18 protein-coding genes are annotated in these 16,554 nt (G+C 40.3%); 11 read left to right on the plus strand and 7 right to left on the minus strand.

The window, feature by feature from the left end; all coding sequences use genetic code 11:
- From H8S90_RS12970 to H8S90_RS12995, 6 genes are all read left to right on the plus strand, one after another.
- Positions 1-879 (plus strand): hypothetical protein, encoded by an 879-nt coding sequence (locus H8S90_RS12970; protein ID WP_187338297.1) that lies wholly within the window; start codon positions 1-3, stop codon positions 877-879.
- A gap of 203 nt (positions 880-1,082) precedes the next feature.
- A complete protein-coding gene (locus H8S90_RS12975) occupies positions 1,083-1,493 on the plus strand; it encodes an FdtA/QdtA family cupin domain-containing protein (protein ID WP_187338298.1) in 411 nt (136 codons plus the stop codon).
- Positions 1,494-1,495: 2 nt separating this feature from the next.
- On the plus strand, positions 1,496-1,927 hold the full coding sequence (locus H8S90_RS12980; RefSeq protein WP_187338299.1) for an FdtA/QdtA family cupin domain-containing protein: 432 nt from the start codon (positions 1,496-1,498) through the stop codon (positions 1,925-1,927).
- A 3-nt stretch (positions 1,928-1,930) separates the two neighbouring features.
- A complete protein-coding gene (locus H8S90_RS12985; RefSeq protein ID WP_187338300.1) occupies positions 1,931-2,482 on the plus strand; it encodes an acyltransferase in 552 nt (183 codons plus the stop codon).
- On the plus strand, positions 2,479-3,576 hold the full coding sequence (locus H8S90_RS12990; RefSeq protein ID WP_187338301.1) for a DegT/DnrJ/EryC1/StrS aminotransferase family protein: 1,098 nt from the start codon (positions 2,479-2,481) through the stop codon (positions 3,574-3,576). The genes H8S90_RS12985 and H8S90_RS12990 overlap by 4 nt, the downstream gene beginning before the upstream one ends.
- Positions 3,576-4,451, plus strand: coding sequence for a glycosyltransferase (locus H8S90_RS12995; protein ID WP_187338302.1), 876 nt, complete (start codon positions 3,576-3,578; stop codon positions 4,449-4,451). Before H8S90_RS12990 ends, H8S90_RS12995 begins: the two co-directional genes overlap by 1 nt.
- Before the next feature lie 5 nt (positions 4,452-4,456).
- On the opposite strand, the gene H8S90_RS13000 is transcribed toward H8S90_RS12995, so the two are convergent.
- Genes H8S90_RS13000 through H8S90_RS13015 form a run of 4 tightly spaced genes read right to left on the minus strand, consistent with a single transcriptional unit; the run spans position 4,457 to position 9,349 of the window.
- Positions 4,457-5,593 carry a phosphonoacetaldehyde reductase gene (locus H8S90_RS13000; RefSeq protein WP_187338303.1) on the minus strand — a complete coding sequence of 379 codons (1,137 nt, stop codon included), beginning with the start codon at positions 5,591-5,593 and terminating at the stop codon, positions 4,457-4,459.
- Entirely contained in the window at positions 5,590-6,717 is a 1,128-nt protein-coding gene (gene aepY / locus H8S90_RS13005; RefSeq protein WP_187338304.1) for a phosphonopyruvate decarboxylase, read from the minus strand. Before aepY ends, H8S90_RS13000 begins: the two co-directional genes overlap by 4 nt.
- 2 nt (positions 6,718-6,719) lie before the next feature.
- On the minus strand, positions 6,720-8,021 hold the full coding sequence (gene aepX, locus H8S90_RS13010) for a phosphoenolpyruvate mutase (RefSeq protein WP_187338305.1): 1,302 nt from the start codon (positions 8,019-8,021) through the stop codon (positions 6,720-6,722).
- Between the two features lie 11 nt (positions 8,022-8,032).
- Positions 8,033-9,349 (minus strand): CDP-glycerol glycerophosphotransferase family protein, encoded by a 1,317-nt coding sequence (locus H8S90_RS13015; protein ID WP_187338306.1) that lies wholly within the window; start codon positions 9,347-9,349, stop codon positions 8,033-8,035.
- Positions 9,350-9,846: 497 nt separating this feature from the next.
- Here H8S90_RS13015 and H8S90_RS13020 point away from each other — a divergent pair, with 497 nt between their 5' ends.
- Entirely contained in the window at positions 9,847-10,539 is a 693-nt protein-coding gene (locus H8S90_RS13020) for a sphingomyelin synthase family protein (RefSeq protein ID WP_255501598.1), read from the plus strand.
- A gap of 20 nt (positions 10,540-10,559) precedes the next feature.
- Here H8S90_RS13020 and H8S90_RS13025 read toward each other — a convergent pair whose 3' ends face one another.
- The gene (locus tag H8S90_RS13025) at positions 10,560-10,796 is read right to left on the minus strand and encodes a hypothetical protein (protein WP_187338307.1); all 237 of its coding nucleotides are present in this window, start codon (positions 10,794-10,796) and stop codon (positions 10,560-10,562) included.
- A 179-nt stretch (positions 10,797-10,975) separates the two neighbouring features.
- Between H8S90_RS13025 and H8S90_RS13030 the strand changes: the two genes are divergently transcribed.
- Positions 10,976-11,407 carry an META domain-containing protein gene (locus H8S90_RS13030; protein ID WP_187338308.1) on the plus strand — a complete coding sequence of 144 codons (432 nt, stop codon included), beginning with the start codon at positions 10,976-10,978 and terminating at the stop codon, positions 11,405-11,407.
- A gap of 81 nt (positions 11,408-11,488) precedes the next feature.
- Positions 11,489-11,632: a 30S ribosomal protein THX gene (locus H8S90_RS13035; protein WP_187338309.1), complete on the plus strand. Its 144-nt coding sequence runs from the start codon at positions 11,489-11,491 to the stop codon at positions 11,630-11,632.
- A gap of 52 nt (positions 11,633-11,684) precedes the next feature.
- Here the strand turns inward: H8S90_RS13035 and H8S90_RS13040 are convergent, their stop codons facing one another.
- Positions 11,685-12,290 carry an OmpH family outer membrane protein gene (locus H8S90_RS13040; RefSeq protein WP_187338310.1) on the minus strand — a complete coding sequence of 202 codons (606 nt, stop codon included), beginning with the start codon at positions 12,288-12,290 and terminating at the stop codon, positions 11,685-11,687.
- Positions 12,291-12,443: 153 nt separating this feature from the next.
- Between H8S90_RS13040 and gyrB the strand changes: the two genes are divergently transcribed.
- Complete coding sequence (gene gyrB, locus H8S90_RS13045; protein ID WP_187338311.1) at positions 12,444-14,402, plus strand: DNA topoisomerase (ATP-hydrolyzing) subunit B; 1,959 nt, start codon at positions 12,444-12,446, stop codon at positions 14,400-14,402.
- 109 nt (positions 14,403-14,511) lie between these two features.
- Here gyrB and H8S90_RS13050 read toward each other — a convergent pair whose 3' ends face one another.
- Positions 14,512-15,798, minus strand: a complete 1,287-nt coding sequence (locus tag H8S90_RS13050) for a serine aminopeptidase domain-containing protein (RefSeq protein ID WP_187338312.1) — start codon at positions 15,796-15,798, stop codon at positions 14,512-14,514.
- A gap of 309 nt (positions 15,799-16,107) precedes the next feature.
- On the opposite strand from H8S90_RS13050, the gene H8S90_RS13055 reads away from it, so the two are divergent.
- Entirely contained in the window at positions 16,108-16,476 is a 369-nt protein-coding gene (locus H8S90_RS13055) for a hypothetical protein (RefSeq protein WP_187338313.1), read from the plus strand.
- The last annotated feature ends 78 nt before the right edge of the window (positions 16,477-16,554 follow it).

Genomic DNA, 16,554 nt, shown 5'->3' on the forward strand with positions numbered 1-16,554 from the left:
ATGAAGCATAACTTTTTACTTAGCGTTGCTTTTTTGCTTATTTCCACCATATCCAATGCAGTTCCAAAAGTAACGGGATGGGCTCCGGATGCCGCATATATGACCAATGGGAACTTGGATTTAGCCAAAGGTGGAACACCTAGAATTTCATATACCTTCACTCGTGAACAAGTAAATGGTGTTTACGAGGACGTTGATATGCAATTGGTCTTTTACATTCAGAGAAACGGTCAGAACTATGAATCTGCTCCGGTCTACATAACCAATTCCAATTTTCTTGGTGATACTTGGACAGGAAATGATAGGAGATTTATTGCTCTTGGTACTAGTCAGGCCGGAGGGGTATTGCGCGCAAAATACCGAGTAAGGTCACAAGGGTCGCCATCGTACGGCCCTTATATGGAAATAAGCAAAAGTCTAAATGTTATTAATGGAGCAATCAACCCCCCTGGTAATCCTCCTGTAGCAAATTCAGCATCTATTTATCGATATTATTATGGTGCTTCAAACTCAGCTAATCATTTTTACACGGTTTCTAATATAACTCCTGGTGGTTATACTTTTGAGTTCATAGAATTTTATGCTTTAACAACACAGGTCTCCGGAACTGTTCCGATCTACCGATACTTTGATTCTCAAAATATCGATCATTTTTATACTACTGTGTCAAATAATTCCACCTTTCCTAATTATGCTTTTGAAAAGATAGAATTTTATGCATATGCAACACAGCAGCCTGGAACTGTTCCGGTTTACAGATATTTTAGCCCAAGTCTGAAAAACCATTTTTATACTACCCATTATAGTCCAGGTGGGTATAACGGTGGGTATTATTATGAAAGAATTGAGTTTTATGCTTATCAGGGGGAACGAAGGTAGAAAAGCTTTTAACTACTAAGGTGTTTTTTCACCTAGTAAGGTGTATTTCTTATCGTCAAACCAGTCGTTCGAAATTATTATTTCGAACGACTGGTTTTTTGTTGTGGCTTCTGATGGTATCCACGTGTAAATAACAAATCAACGACTCCAATCCCCTCCTTCTTCCAAGAATCTTCCTATTTTAGCTGTTTAAAATAAATACTATGAAATTAGCCGATGCGCAAATTATCCAATTACCGAAAATTGAAGATGAAAGAGGTAACCTCTCTTTTTTACAACAGGGAAATCAAATTCCCTTTGCGATAAAAAGAGTATATTGGATTTACGATGTGCCCGGTGGTGAATATAGGGGTGCCCATGCTTATAAGCATAATAAAGAATTTATTGTAGCGCTTTCCGGAAGTTTTGACGTTGTATTGGATGATGGGGTGGATAAAAAGGTGTTTTCCCTGAACCGTTCCTATTATGGATTATACGTACCGAGTGGTTTATGGCGTTATATGGATAATTTTTCGACTAACTCATTGGCATTTATAGCATCTTCAACCGTATTTGATACAGCGGATTACATAAGAGATTATGATGCATTTTTAACATATAAGAAAGGAACATAATTATGTTTAGCAGCTCGGTTTATAACTGTAATGTAATAGATCTTCCAAAGATACACAACCGATCGGGTAATATTACGCCCATACATGGCGAACTGGATATCCCTTTTGATATAAAACGGGTGTATTACCTGTATGATATTCCGGGTGGAGAAAGCAGGGGAGGGCATGCCCATTATCGATTATATCAGCTATTGGTAGCTGCCAGTGGTAGCTTTGATGTTATTTTGGATGACGGCCGTATGCGGAAGACAGTTAGTTTAAACCGACCGAATGTAGGTTTATTGATTACACCGGGTATCTGGCGAGACTTGGTGAATTTTTCGTCGGGCGCCGTTTTGTTGGTATTGGCCTCGGAATTATATAATGCAGATGACTACATCCGTGATTATGAGACTTTTCTATCTTTAATAGCTAAACAAAATTATTCAGGGTAATATATGAGTTATTTTAAACATCCCTTGGCCGATGTGCAGGCCGTCAATATTGGTAAGGATACTAAAATATGGCAGTTCGCGATTGTTCTGCCTAATGCGGTGATTGGAGAAAATTGTAATATCTGTAGTCATTGCTTTATTGAAAATGAGGTAAGCATTGGAAATAATGTAACTATAAAATCAGGAGTACAGTTATGGGATGGCGTGACGGTAGAAGATGATGTTTTTATTGGCCCGAATGTAACTTTCACAAATGATTTAGTGCCAAGATCTAAGGTGTATCCAGGCGCATTCAAGAATACAAAATTAAAAAGGGGGGCCTCTATAGGAGCAAATACGACATTAGTAGCTGGAATTTTCGTTGGAGCATACGCTTTTATAGGTGCGGGAAGCGTGGTGACAAAGGATATTCCAAATTACACCGTTTGGTATGGAAATCCAGCTGTACATAAAGGATACATTACAAAAGATGCGATATTACTTGATCTTCAGCTAATAGATAAAGAAACAGGGAAACATTACCAATTAATAGAGGGAGTACCTATAGCAATATGATTAAATTTTTAGATCTATATGAAATTAATCAGCGGCATAAGCAAGAGCTGATCAATGCCTTTGAAAGGGTAATTGATTCCGGATGGTTCATACAGGGCAGGGAAGTGGACGCATTTGAAGCGGAATTTGCACATTATTGCGGAGTTCAGCATTGTATAGGGGTAGCCAATGGATTAGATGCACTGTCTTTAATTATAAGGGCGTACAAAGAACTGGGTATATTAACCGATGGGGATGAGATTATAGTGCCTGCAAATACGTTTATTGCGAGTATATTGGCTATATCCACTAATAATTTAATACCCGTTTTGGTAGAGCCGGATATTCATACCTATTTAATTAATGCCGATGTTATCCAGGCGCACATTACTTCCCGAACCAAAGCGATCATGCCTGTACATTTATATGGGCAGTTATGCGATATGGAGAAAATAGATCGCTTAGCTAAGCAATACGGACTAAAGGTGATTGAAGATGCTGCGCAGGCGCATGGAGCGGTTCTGTCTGAACAGCGAGCAGGTAAGCTTGGTGATGCCGCTGGGTTTAGTTTCTATCCAGGTAAAAATCTCGGAGCTTTGGGAGATGGTGGGGCCGTGACAACCAACGATGCGCAGCTGGCTGAAATAGTGCGTACGCTGGCAAACTATGGATCCAGCGAAAAGTACCATACTCAGTACAAAGGTGTTAATAGTCGATTGGATGAAATTCAATCGGCGCTTTTACGGGTAAAGCTTCAGCAACTGGAAGCCGATACCGCTAAACGGCGAGCAGTGGCTAAGCGCTACTTGATGGAAATAAACAATCCCAAGGTTATTTTACCTGAAAATAAAGCAACAGAAAGCCACGTTTGGCATCTTTTTGTCATTCGTACAGCGAATAGGGACGCGCTGCAAGAATACCTGCAGCAAGCGGGTGTGCAGACGCAAATACATTATCCTATACCCCCCCATAAGCAGGAGGCGTATCCGGAATGGCATCATTTACACTTTCCTGTAACCGAAAAGATCCACCGGGAAGTGCTTAGCCTGCCAATGAGCCCAGTGCTCAGGCAAGAAGAAATTGATCAGCTAATATCACTATTGAACGCTTATTGATGACTACAAATAATCCCTTAGTATCCGTTATTATTCCTTGTTATAACCATGAAAAATACATTGCGCAATGTATCCAGAGTGTAGTGAGCCAAACCTATACAAATATGGAGATCTTTGTGCTGGATGATGGTTCCAAAGATAGCTCCTTTACTATTATTAACGCTTTAGCGGATAAATATGGTTTTTTTGCTGAAAGTCACGAGAATATTGGATTATCTGCCACTTTGAATAAAGGGATCAGACAATATGCCAAGGGTAAATATGTCTGTATCGTCGCCTCTGATGATTATTGGGAAGAAACAAAGGTGGAAAAACAGGTGGCTTTTTATGAGCAATATCCGGATTTTGGTTTTATTTTTAGCCGGGCACATTTAGTAGATGACGCAGGTATTGTCACCGGCGAACTCCATGGTGAGCTAATTCAGACTTGCGATTTTGAACATCTTATCAAAGGAAATTTGGTGCCGGCGCTAACGGTCATGGTTAAAAAAGAAGTTTTTGATCATGTGGGATATTTTGACGAAAAGTGTTATATTGAGGATTGGGATATGTGGCTGCGCATAGCTGATCAATATCCATTTGCGTATATCAACGAGCGGCTTGCCTTTTATCGGATGCATGGTAGCAATGCTACTCATAACCGATCGAAAATGTTGGATGCCGAAAGGTATATTTTAGCCAAGTGGGAAGAGTTGTACCCTCCAGCTAAACCGATGCGGGAACAACATTTGCTATTGGAAATTGCCGATAATTGCATCACGAATAAAAAACGCGCTGCACAGCTGATCTTTCCTAATATGCACTTATTCTTTAAATACAAGTCTTTTCGTAAATCGTTCAGACGATTATTCCTGAAATTCCGCAAAAGAAAATAGGCTGGTTAATAAATTTTCTCCAAAACTTCGAGTAATTGCCGTTGGGTCAGTTGCACGGGATTGTTATTTAAGCGCTCGGTATTGACACTTTTTGCCAACATAGGTAAATCGTCGAAAGCGATATCAAAGTCTCGCAGTCTCCGCTTGAGGCCAACGTGGTCTAAGAGTACCTCAAGATATTGCGCTACGTCTTCGGGTTCATCTTTACCAAACAGTTTACACAGCTGTTTGACTCTTTTAGGATATTCACGGTAAGAGAGCTTATCACTTAATGCTTCAAGTGCTGTAAAAGTGTTGAGCCGTAAGAGCTCAGGGAGAGTCAGCATCACCGCATGTCCGTGCGGGATACCATGGTTTTGGGTGAAACCGTAAGAAAGGGCATGCGGCGCAGTAGTTTTGGTAATGTTAATGGCCTTACCTGCGAGGTAGGAGGCAAGCATCATTTTGTCGCGAGCCTGTTTACTTGGCCTATGTATCACGTCTTCAAAATGCTGCAGAATTTCGATTATGCTTTCTGCAGCATAATCTATACTTTCTTCAGTTGCTCCCACGGCCCAGTATGACTCAATAGCTTGCGCAAGTGCATCCGCCCCGGTGACGGCTGTTAGATAGGACGGCATGGAATCGCTCAAGGCTGGGTCAAGAATAACGTGATCTGGCACAAGAAATGGTGATGCCACTGAATATTTGTCTTTTCCAATATAGGAAACGGCAAAATGGGTAGCTTCACTACCACTACCGGCAGTTGTGGGAATCAGTATGAGTTTAATCTTACTCTCTTTGATGGGAGACATCCCTTTGATAATTTCTTCGATCTGCTGTGTATGATTAGGTAAAATGCGTATGAGTTTCGCAGTGTCCAGTACGCTCCCGCCGCCGATGCCTATGATAAGATCTGGTTTTAATTCAGCAACTATTTTTGTACCTTTCTGGAGGTCGTCCAGGGAAGGGTTGACGCTGAAATCGTCATATCGCCAAACAACATGTTTATCTAGGAGTGATTCAAAATGGCATCTTAAAGGTTGTTCATTATAAGAAGCCCTTCCGGTAACGAGCAGCACATTACTTGTCGGATATCTTTCGAGGATACGACTTAAACTATTTAACTCATCACGTCCGAAATCCACACTACCTGTTCTCATGATTGCAACAATTGCATTAACTTTTGCTTATTCTCCAACGGCGTAGAAGTGGGGCGCCCCAGGTCTTTACGTGCCCCTTTGTTTACCTTTATCTCAGTAAAAGTTGGCCCAACTTCCTTGTCCAATGAGCGGATGTGCGCTTCAATATCCGTTGCTATACTCATGCTGTAGCTTTCTCTGTAACCACAGCCTAAGGCAATGGCCTTGAAGTCTACCTCGAAACCTGCAGTTGGCTGGCCACCTACCGAATCGTGTGCTCCATTATTTAACACAATATGATGTAAATTGTTGGCGTTACTTAAGCCCGCGATGGCTAAACTTCCCATATGCATCAATACGGCGCCATCTCCATCGAGGCAATAGACAGGTTTGTTACTATGCAGGGCAATGCCTACAGCGATCTGATTGGCGTGCCCCATGGAGCCTACGGTAAGAAAATCAGTTGCTCCGCTCTGCTGTTGTTTTTTTCTGATTTCAAATACCTCCCGAGAAGTTTTTCCTGTAGTGGAAACCACAATCGCTTCTGCTGGTATTTGTTGCAAGATCACTTCCAAGGCCTGTTCCCGGTTATATGGGAAGTTTGTTTTAACGTCGTGCTGTAGTTTATAAGGAGCAAAGGTATTTGCACTCACTACCAAGGCCACTGGTCTATTTTCTCGTTTGGCAATTGATACCAAGTCTTGCAGGGTATGATCAATCGTTTGTGCATCGCTATGATCAATCACCCTATAAGGTATTTCCATAGCATCTAGCAATGCATTTTGCACCCTGCCCTGTTTGATATGTTGAGGCTCATCTTTCTTGCCAGGTTCACCACGCCACCCGATCATCATTAGCATAGGGATGCTATAAACCTCCTGATCTGCCAGCGAAAGAAGGGGGTTGATCGTATTTCCCAGTCCGGAATTTTGTAAGTAAACCATCGGAACCGCCCCGGTGGCCAGATGATAGCCAGCAGCAAGTCCCACAGCTGCCCCCTCGTTGGCGGCGATGATATGTTGACTGCTATCGGCATGATCAGCTATATAGGCTCCGATATCTTTCAACAGCGAATCGGGTACCCCGGTATAAAAACGAATCCCCAAGTCGTTGAGCTTGATTAGAAATGATTCACAGTTTATCATAATTATTTGGTTCCCGGAATAAGTTCTAAAATTTCCTTGATAGGCATACATTTGTCGTTCGCTTCATAAGAGCGGCCATGTGTTAAAATAGATTTAGCTACATCCAGCATAGCGGGATAGGCTGCTCTCAACATATGGTTGGCATATATGATAATATTCACCCCCATCTGTTTGAATTCTTCTTCGGTTATGTGGTTAAAAGTCGAAGGTACCACCACGATTGGCGTGTTCTTGTCTGTTTTCCGGAATTTCTCACAGAAATCGCGAATATCATCTCCCGTTTTTTCTTTACTATGGATCATCACGCCGTCAGCACCGGCATCGATATAAGCAAAGGCCCTTTCCAAAGCATGTTCTACCGTTTTTCCTAGAATAAGGCTTTCCAAGCGGGCAATGATCATAAAATCATCTGTTACCTGTGCTTGTTTTCCAACTTTTATTTTAGCCGAAAAATCTTCAATACTATCTTGTTTTTGGGGGACAGACGTACCAAAGAGCGAATTTTTTTTGAGCCCTATTTTATCTTCTATAATTACCGCCGACACGCCATGGCGTTCTAAAGTTCTTACGGTAAAAGCGAAATGTTCAATCTTACCTCCTGTATCACCGTCAAAAATAATAGGTTTGGTAGTACATTCCAACGCATCATTTAAATTGAGCATGCGGGTGGTGATGTCTACGGCTTCAATATCGGGTTTACCCTTGGATGTAGAGTCTGTCAGGCTGCTCGACCACATACCGTCAAACTCTTGCAGCGTACCATTGATCTCTACTTTTGTATTTTCAATGATCAGACCTGTTAAACCATTATGTGATTCCAAGATGCGCACAATAGGTTTTGCTGCTATCAGTCGACGTAAACGTTTAAGTCTTACATTGGGCGTGGTGCCAATTGATTTGATACGTTTATTGAGCTGTGTAGACGAGATGCCGTGGGTATACGGAATATCGATCACTTTGCCTCCCCACTGGACAATGGTATCGATCACACGTTGCCGTGTACGTTTCTGTATGCCTTCTTTCCAGTCATCACCATGCACCACAAAATCGGGTTTTTCTATTAACAAATTAGGTACATAGTCGAGCGTTTTCTGAGGAATTACTCTTTCGACTCCTTTGATATTTTCTACAATGATTTTTCGTTGTTCGAAATCGAGGTAAGGTAAACGCTTGTAACTTGCGATCGCCTTATCTGTCAGCACACCAACGGTCACTTCACCAAGCTTGGCTGCTTCCTGTATAATATTTAAATGTCCGGGATGTATAATGTCTGCACTCATCCCTACATACACTTTCTTTTTCATTTTTTTCTTTTTTAGATAAAGCGATAAAGTTCTTTTATAATATTTTCGGAAGCTGTCTGCTGATTTGGCGGGAGCAGATAGGCTTCATAGAATTTCTTTCGTTCAGGTCTGGAGTCGTCTTGGCCGGCAAATACCGTGTTTTGTATGAATGTTAAGATATCTTCTTTATTTTCAGCATGTTGATGGACGGCGAAGGCCATCTTACCGAACGTGTTAAAACGATCAGTAACCTGTTTATCCCGTAGGGTATATAAAATAGGCTTATCAAGATACAGATATTCTACCATAAAAGAAGCACTGTCATGAATCAGTGCGTCAGATGTTAAAAATAGATCAACATAATCAGCTTCGAAGAGCTGTGTATTATCAAGAGTATCCCACCGTTCGTAGTAGGCATCCGTTTTGGCTTTACCCCACATTTTATCATCACTCAATTTGGGTCTTAATATGGGATGGGGCTTAAAAGCAAATTGCAATTGATCTTGATACTTCTTGGCCAGTTCCAGAAAAAAGTCGGCATACAATAAAAACGACGAATAACTCAAGAAACTTTTATCATCATCAATTGTGTGGTGTGGTGCCCAAATGATTCGTTTTATCCTTCGATCCTTTATTTTCCAGGGATCATTGGACGGGTCTTTGGGTTTTAAAAATACATCTGTTCCCGCATATCCAGTAACCGTCACATTGTTCCCTTTATTAGCCGCATATTTTTCTGCAAACTTTTTATGGATAGATGTTTCGTAAAAAGCTTTCCATATTTTGTTATGAAACAGTTGGTTGTACTGCATTTCATGAAGATGGGTGATATGAAATGAGTATTGTACATAGCAAGAAAGTACATCAGGAAAATGATGAATATAGTATTCGGGTCGTGTTAATTCATGCGGATTAGTATAAAAAATAATATCAGGGTTAATTGCTTGCCTGATGTCCATCCACTCTCCTGTTTCTTCGTTCAAGCTTTTTACAACCCGATAACCTTTTGAAACAAACATATGATAAGCGAGGTTCATATCCTCATGTAATTGTTTTTCTCCAAAAACGACATAAGGGATCACCACTATTATCGGATCAAACCGTTCATCAGCCTTCATCAATTGATATACGTGATCTAGTTTCCATACAGGGGCGTGTACAGCGAAAAAGGCAACAATTATTTTCTCTTGACGCTTCAACTTTTCTGTTAAGCGTTTATGGAGCAATTCTTGATCTTTTATCAATAATTGCAACTGCTTCTGACCTGCTCCTTGTTGGACGGCGACTGTGCGTCGTTTGATTTTTTTTATTAACCTTTTTAGTAATATATTTTTTATACTGACTATCAATGTTTGATGGCTGAATTTATACAGTTTTATCTAGGTGATTCATCTTCCAAAGGAAAACGGTATAACTAATAACGGAATAAACTTTTAAAATGCGTCACCCAAAAAGTAACAGTATAGTTACGTTTTGTTAATAAACAGTTAAAATGGCCATCAGTTTCTTTTTACAAAAACCACTTTTTTGTAACATAGAAGAAAAAAATATAAAGAATTGAATAATAACCTACAATATTATACATGTACATGCAGTAAACATATTTCATTCATGTTTCAAGAATAGGAGACCGTATACAGCCGAGATTACTGTTTTTTTTGAATTGCTTAAACATCTCCTCGATTTCGCCGTCACCAAACTGTTTGATGCACGGCTTGCTGAACAATCCATCCGGATAAATTTTTATCGCTTTTATAGATTCCCGTAGACGCTGAACATTAGAAAAAATTAATTTTTTATTATCAAAATGTTAAGCCAAATTTGCAATTGATTTTTTATAGAAAAAATGTACCCCTTATCACGCGCTAACCAAGCAATGGGTATTACTTGGAAGCAGGCCATGCAAAGTTGGGCTTTTAGAAGTTGGCTTATCATTGGACATATTTTGCTGATTACCATCTTTTTGGTATTACCTTATTTTTTTGATCATATCGAGTTGCGTGATGGTGTATTCTTAAACGATCCTTTATTACAGGTACTGCCTGCAAAGGATTTGTCTACACCTATCTTTATTTGTATATGGAGTACTACCGCTTTGTTAATCTATCGGTGTTTTTTTAACCCAGTTATCATGATAACGGCTATGTATGGGTTTATACTCGTGCTATTTACCCGGATGCTCACGATTTCGCTTGTGCCCTTGGATGCACCTGAAGGTTTGATCCCGTTGATAGATCCTATAAGCAATTTGGCTTACGGGAATGCGCAATTTATCACCAAAGACCTTTTCTTTTCAGGACATACTTCGGCAATGTTTTTAATGTCTCTCTGTTTGCTCAAAAGGCAGGACAAAATGTGGGCTTTTATTGCGGCAGTGTTGGTAGGGTCAATGGTGCTTATACAACATGTTCATTACACCATAGATGTGGTTGCAGCGCCGGTATTCACTTATGGGTGCTACTGGCTTGGCGTTCAGATTTCGTTAAGCGGATGGTATAAAGGTCAGATGACAACCTTGATCCGTCAGCGGGTAAGATAACGTATTGACCTTGTTTTAATTTAAAGAGACGACTGATAAGCGATAATTTCTTTGCCTATGGCATTGATTTCGTCATCTGCTTCGAAGCGAGGTAGTTCAGTTTCTGGATCTAGCTTTAGCCAGCTGCTTTCTGTATCTTTCATGATTTTAATATACTCTACCCCATCTTTAAAAATGGTATAGGTATTGTCTTCTTCTGGGAAGACTGCATAATCCACATCGTTAAAGGTAACGTCAAAAGGTTCTTTTGTTTGCATAAGCTGTGTGTTAAAATGTGGTAAATATAAGAAAATTGCACGAAGTGGAATGATGACTGAATCGTCTGTTGGTTACCAATTTGGTATAAAACTTTTATCAGTTAAACCTGTTACCTTGAAAATAGTCTTTATTATAAGACAGTTTGATGCTGTTTCACCAATAGTTAATATATTACAAGATGAACAGATTATTCATTATGCTTTTAGTAATAGCTGGGGTGTTTATGGCCTGCGCAGCAAAGAAAAATATAATTAACGGTACCGATGAACTCTCAGGTACCTGGCAACTTGACTATGTTAGTGGGCCGCGTATAACCTTCGAGGGCCTGTATCCTAACAAGAAACCTTTTCTCAAAATAGAAGTAGATAGTAACCGCGTTAGTGGGAACACCAGCTGCAATAATTTCTTTGGTAAACTGGACCGTGACGGACAAAATATTAGTTTTAAAGAGGGTTTAGGAATGACCAAAATGGCTTGCCCGGGGGAGGGAGAGTCTGTGTTTCTACGAACCTTAGAGAAAATTGATAGGTATGATATAACGGATGACGGGAATACGCTTAATCTTATTATGGGAGATATTGCATTGATGCGTTTTAAACGACAGGAGTGATCGGTGATGATTTTGATTCTTTTTATGAAATCGCTATATTAGAAATTTGGGTTCAATTCACATTAAATAACACATATTTTTATGGGAAAAGGAGATAAAAAAACGAAAAGAGGAAAAATTGTAAAGGGATCTTTCGGTAAACCACGTCCTCATAACATAAAAAAGAAGAAGGCTTTATCGCAAAACAAGTCGACCACAAAGGCAGAGGTAACAAAAAAGGAGTGATGCTAGCATCACTCCTTTTTTGTTTTTACGTTAGCTAAGCTTCTTTTGAGCTTTATTTCTTTTCCTTCTTATATGCTGCATTTAAGCCATCTACCACCTCTTTAGTTACCTCGAGGGTGGTGTCTGCAAATAGTACTCCCGGGTTACCCCTTGAATAGGTCAGTACGTATTTATACCCTTTCTCTGTTGCATAACCTTTTAAGTGATCAGATACTTTATTATAAAGTTTTTCCTGTTCTTGGGCCTCATCATTAGCAAAAGATTGATTGGCATTTTGGTTGAACTTCCCAAGCTCTTCCTGTTTACGTGCTAAACGCTCTTCGGTACTTTGGCGCTGCTCAGCACTCATGGTAGCCGCATTTTTTTGATAATCTGCAACTTCCCGTTGAAAAGCATTACCTTTTGCCTGAAGTTCACTTTGTGTTTTTTTAGCTTTAGCTTCCAATGCAGTTTGCATATCTTTAAAGTACTCATAGTTGGCCAATAAAGAATCAGAGTTCACATACACAATTTTATCTCCATCTGTACTAGCGGCAGCCGTACTGTCGTTACTAGTTTTAGTAGCGGTAGTGTTTTGGGCGTTATTACATGATACGGCAACTGTGGCTAACGCCAAGCCGAAAGCAATTTTTGCCAAAGAAGCGAATGGTTTGTTCATTTTATGCTATTTAATTCCTAAACAATAAAACGCAAACCTAATATAAAAATCATAGACAATATAATTTTTTTTCAAATGGCTGTTTTGTGATGAACGGTATGCCTGAAATGTCAGTAAAAATTCGTATTTTTGTATTTTGGAACTAAATTATACATGAGCGAAGAAAACAAGAACAAATCCAATTACTCTGCAGATAATATACAGGTACTAGAGGGGTTAGAAGCTGTAAGAAAAAGACCTTCGATGTATATCGGAGATGTTGGAGTTAAGGGGTTGCACCACCTGGTGTATGAAGTAGTTGATAACTCCATTGATGAAGCGCTAGCAGGTTACTGTACAGACATCCACGTAACTATTCATAAAGATAATTCCATTTCAGTAGAAGATAACGGTCGTGGAATTCCGACCGGTATCAACAAAAAGGAAAATAAATCTGCCTTGGAAATGGTGATGACGATGCTGCATGCCGGAGGTAAATTTGACAAAGATACCTATAAGGTTTCTGGAGGTTTACACGGCGTTGGGGTATCCTGTGTGAATGCGCTTTCTACCTTACTTATAGCAGAAGTACATCGAGAAGGGAAAATTTTCAAGCAGGAGTACGAGCAGGGTAAACCAATGTACGATGTAAAGATTATCGGTGAGACCGACCGGACAGGGACAAAGGTAACTTTCCATCCCGATACCAGCATCTTCACCATGACAACGGTTTACAGTTATGATATCTTAGCAGGTAGGCTCCGTGAGCTCGGTTATCTGAATAAAGGGATCCGATTAACGTTGAGGGATGAGCGTGAAGAACAAGCGGATGGTTCGCTCCGTCATGACGAGTTTTACTCGGAAGGTGGTTTGAGTGAATTTGTAAAATTCTTGGACGGCAATCGTCAAGCCTTGATTCCAGACCCAATACATGTAGAAGGAGTGAAGCAGGGTATTCCTGTAGAACTTGCTTTGCAGTACAACGATACATATTCTGAAAATGTGCATTCTTATGTCAATAACATCAATACTATTGAAGGAGGAACGCACGTGGCCGGTTTCCGCCGAGGACTTACACGGACTTTAAAGGCTTATGCCGATAAATCTGGCTTGCTTAAAAATTTAAAGGTAGATATTACTGGTGATGATTTTAGAGAGGGATTAACTGCTGTAATTTCCGTAAAAGTAGGAGAGCCTCAATTCGAGGGGCAAACAAAAACGAAATTAGGAAATAACGAGGTTATGGGGGCTGTTGACGTTGCGGTAGGCGAAATCTTAGGTATTTACCTGGAGGAGAATCCTCGTGAGGCGAAAGCTATCGTGCAAAAAGTTATTATTGCGGCTCAGGCAAGGGCAGCGGCACGGAAGGCCCGTGATATGGTGCAGCGCAAAACCGTGATGGGAGGAAGCGGTTTACCAGGTAAATTGGCAGATTGTGCAAACAATGACCCGGCAAGATGTGAAATATACCTTGTAGAGGGAGATTCTGCAGGTGGTACAGCCAAACAAGGGCGCAACCGTGAGTTTCAGGCAATCTTACCGCTAAGAGGTAAAATATTGAATGTTGAGAAGGCTATGGAACATAAGATCTATGAAAATGAAGAGATCAAGAATATGTTCACAGCACTTGGTGTAAGTATTGGTACACCCGAGGACGCCAAAGCACTTAACTTGGATAAATTGCGTTATCACCGGATTATTATTATGACGGATGCCGACGTTGACGGTTCGCATATTACTACACTTATCCTGACGTTCTACTTCCGTTATATGAAAGAACTGATTGAACGAGGATATGTATATATTGCCACACCTCCGCTTTATTTGGTAAAAAAAGGTAAAGAGCATGAATATGCGTGGGATGAAACCCAGCGCCTTGCTGCCATTCAGCGCTTAAAAGGCAGCGGTAAAGAAGATAGTGTTCATGTGCAGCGTTACAAAGGTTTGGGGGAGATGAATGCTGAACAACTTTGGGATACGACGATGAATCCGGATACACGTACCTTACGTCAGGTAAGTATCGAAAACGCTGCTGAATGTGATCGAGTATTTTCTATGCTAATGGGCGATGAAGTTGCCCCACGTAGAGAGTTTATCGAACGCAATGCAAAATACGCTAACATAGATGTATAACATAATTTATGTAGCATACTGATTTCCATTATGGAAAATATAAAATAAAAAACGGCCTCCAATGGGCCGTTTTTTATATATGAATTATTATGCTCGCAGCTTAAATTTTTTACTTTAAAAAATTCACCAAGCCGATCACAAGATCACTGTGCAAAGGTAACCCCGGGCTTTTGTAAGTTGCCAAATTTGCCTCTTTACCACTACCTACGGCCTTCAATACATGGTTCATACCTTTTATGAGTAACAATCTAGCATTAGGATTGGCTTCTTTCAGTAATTCTGCATTTATCGTGGGAACCTGCAAATCGGCAGTTCCGCCGATTAACAACACCGGCACGTTTAATTTACTTACTTCTTCCGTAGGTTCAACTTGAAATGACGAAATAATAAAGGCTTGTATCGATGGATCAAATAGACCATTTAATTCTTCGGGAACATTTTCAACAAACTCGCCCTTGACAAGTTTGGCTATAATGGGCTTTGCCTGTTTAGCTAAATTGGGATCGGGTAGCAATTGTGTCTCTAAAATTTCAGCTAGGTTTTCGCCAGGGCCGGCAATGGAAACAAAAGCATCGGGGTGTAGTTGTTGGGCGGCAACCATTCCGATATTGGAACCTTCACTATGTCCAATTATATAGAATTTTCCGAAATCCTTCCGTCCCTTTAAAAATTGACCAAGGGTAACAGCATCTTGCACGAAGTCATTAAAAACGACTTTATTGGCACTGGTTTCAAAATTTACACTTTCGCCTATCAAACGCTTATCGTATCTGAAAGTCGCAATGCCATTGTCAGCCAATGCTTCCGCTAACAATAAATAGCTGTTCGCCTGAAGGCCATATGCGTTATTGCCGTCCCTGTCGGTAGGCCCGCTCCCCGCAATTAGCAATGCTATAGGCATACCTGTCTGTGGGTTTTTAGGGGTCATTAAGTTGCCGCTGATTACCCCACCATCCACTTTTATCTTTATTTCTTCTTCTGGAAAATTGGCGGGGCTTTTTTTTACGTCTCCCCGTACTCTAGGACTTTGCTGCACAAAGAAACCTACAATTTCATGCTCGCTATTGAAGTGAAAGGTAAGAGGCACTACGTAATCCCTGAAGGTAGTGTGAATGGTAAGTGGCGACGCGTTTTGATCAATACTATCAGGGAGGCTAACACTTTCGTAAGGACCATATGCCTGATTCAGCTGTTGCCAGATCTTGCTGATGGATTCGGCGCTTACTTTTGCTTTAAACGCTGCAGCTGCCAGATCAAGTGCTTGTTCATAATCGGCCGCGGCAAGGTTGGAAATGAACGATTGCGCAGTTGCCGCATGGTTCGCGGTTTGTGCGTTTACTGCTGAGCCTCTGCCCATTGCAAGGAATAATATGATAAAAGTATATATACGGATCATAGCGTAATTTTTTTCGGTAAGATAAGAATAATATGGAAGATAAATACAGGGTCAAAAGCTATCAGGGGCTTTTTAGATGTACATAAGCAAGCTTGTGGCGCGAGCGTTACATTTGTGTGGCGTATCTAAAAAGCTTAAAAATCCCTGGCTAAGCTAATTGGATTCGCGCTGAACCGAATTGAGATAGCGACAGACCATATTTAATTGATGTTTTCCTTAATCAACTTAGAACGTAAACAAGTTAAATTGAAGCCCAATCAATTTAGGTTGAAGTTCATTCTTATTGGCATAGCCCTTAAGTCGGTTAACATGGGGTCAGATCTTATTGGAAATACCGTCATTTTAATTGACTTAGCCTTCAATCAAGTTAGTTTCAACCTCATCTTGATCAGTATCACGATGAAACCAGTTAAGGCGATCTTAAACCCAATTAAAAAGGAGGCCAACTTAATTGACTTAGACCTCAACCCGGTTATACTGAAGTTCAACTTGATCGGGTTAGACGCTATATTAATTAGTATAGCGTTGAAACTGGTTAAGGTGATCTTAAACCCGATTAAAAATAAGGTCAACTTAATTGACTTAGGATTGACTTTAATTAAGTTAGCGTCAAAGCAAATTAGCAATAAAACAATGCTGATCGGAAATATGTTGCTGCAAAATAAGCGAATTTTATAGTGCCCATATATGCCGTTTTATAAATTGCATATAAAAGGCTTTTTATCTAAGTTTGCAGCTCTTTATCTATTATACTGA

This window comes from Olivibacter sp. SDN3 (assembly GCF_014334135.1).
In the GTDB taxonomy this organism is placed as follows: domain Bacteria; phylum Bacteroidota; class Bacteroidia; order Sphingobacteriales; family Sphingobacteriaceae; genus Olivibacter.

Excerpts from the sequence above, each read along its gene's own strand:
- H8S90_RS12970 (WP_187338297.1), top strand. The coding sequence starts at position 1 with ATGAAGCATAACTTTTTACTTAGCGTTGCTTTTTTGCTTATTTCCACC.
- H8S90_RS12975 (WP_187338298.1), top strand. The coding sequence starts at position 1,083 with ATGAAATTAGCCGATGCGCAAATTATCCAATTACCGAAAATTGAAGAT.
- H8S90_RS12995 (WP_187338302.1), top strand. The coding sequence starts at position 3,576 with ATGACTACAAATAATCCCTTAGTATCCGTTATTATTCCTTGTTATAAC.
- H8S90_RS13050 (WP_187338312.1), bottom strand. The coding sequence starts at position 15,798 with ATGATCCGTATATATACTTTTATCATATTATTCCTTGCAATGGGCAGA.
- H8S90_RS12990 (WP_187338301.1), top strand. The coding sequence starts at position 2,479 with ATGATTAAATTTTTAGATCTATATGAAATTAATCAGCGGCATAAGCAA.
- H8S90_RS12985 (WP_187338300.1), top strand. The coding sequence starts at position 1,931 with ATGAGTTATTTTAAACATCCCTTGGCCGATGTGCAGGCCGTCAATATT.
- aepY (WP_187338304.1), bottom strand. The coding sequence starts at position 6,717 with ATGATAAACTGTGAATCATTTCTAATCAAGCTCAACGACTTGGGGATT.
- H8S90_RS13055 (WP_187338313.1), top strand. The coding sequence starts at position 16,108 with ATGGGGTCAGATCTTATTGGAAATACCGTCATTTTAATTGACTTAGCC.
- gyrB (WP_187338311.1), top strand. The coding sequence starts at position 12,444 with ATGAGCGAAGAAAACAAGAACAAATCCAATTACTCTGCAGATAATATA.
- H8S90_RS13020 (WP_255501598.1), top strand. The coding sequence starts at position 9,847 with ATGTACCCCTTATCACGCGCTAACCAAGCAATGGGTATTACTTGGAAG.
- H8S90_RS13000 (WP_187338303.1), bottom strand. The coding sequence starts at position 5,593 with ATGAGAACAGGTAGTGTGGATTTCGGACGTGATGAGTTAAATAGTTTA.
- H8S90_RS13025 (WP_187338307.1), bottom strand. The coding sequence starts at position 10,796 with ATGCAAACAAAAGAACCTTTTGACGTTACCTTTAACGATGTGGATTAT.
- H8S90_RS13030 (WP_187338308.1), top strand. The coding sequence starts at position 10,976 with ATGAACAGATTATTCATTATGCTTTTAGTAATAGCTGGGGTGTTTATG.
- H8S90_RS13040 (WP_187338310.1), bottom strand. The coding sequence starts at position 12,290 with ATGAACAAACCATTCGCTTCTTTGGCAAAAATTGCTTTCGGCTTGGCG.
- H8S90_RS13035 (WP_187338309.1), top strand. The coding sequence starts at position 11,489 with ATGGGAAAAGGAGATAAAAAAACGAAAAGAGGAAAAATTGTAAAGGGA.
- H8S90_RS12980 (WP_187338299.1), top strand. The coding sequence starts at position 1,496 with ATGTTTAGCAGCTCGGTTTATAACTGTAATGTAATAGATCTTCCAAAG.
- aepX (WP_187338305.1), bottom strand. The coding sequence starts at position 8,021 with ATGAAAAAGAAAGTGTATGTAGGGATGAGTGCAGACATTATACATCCC.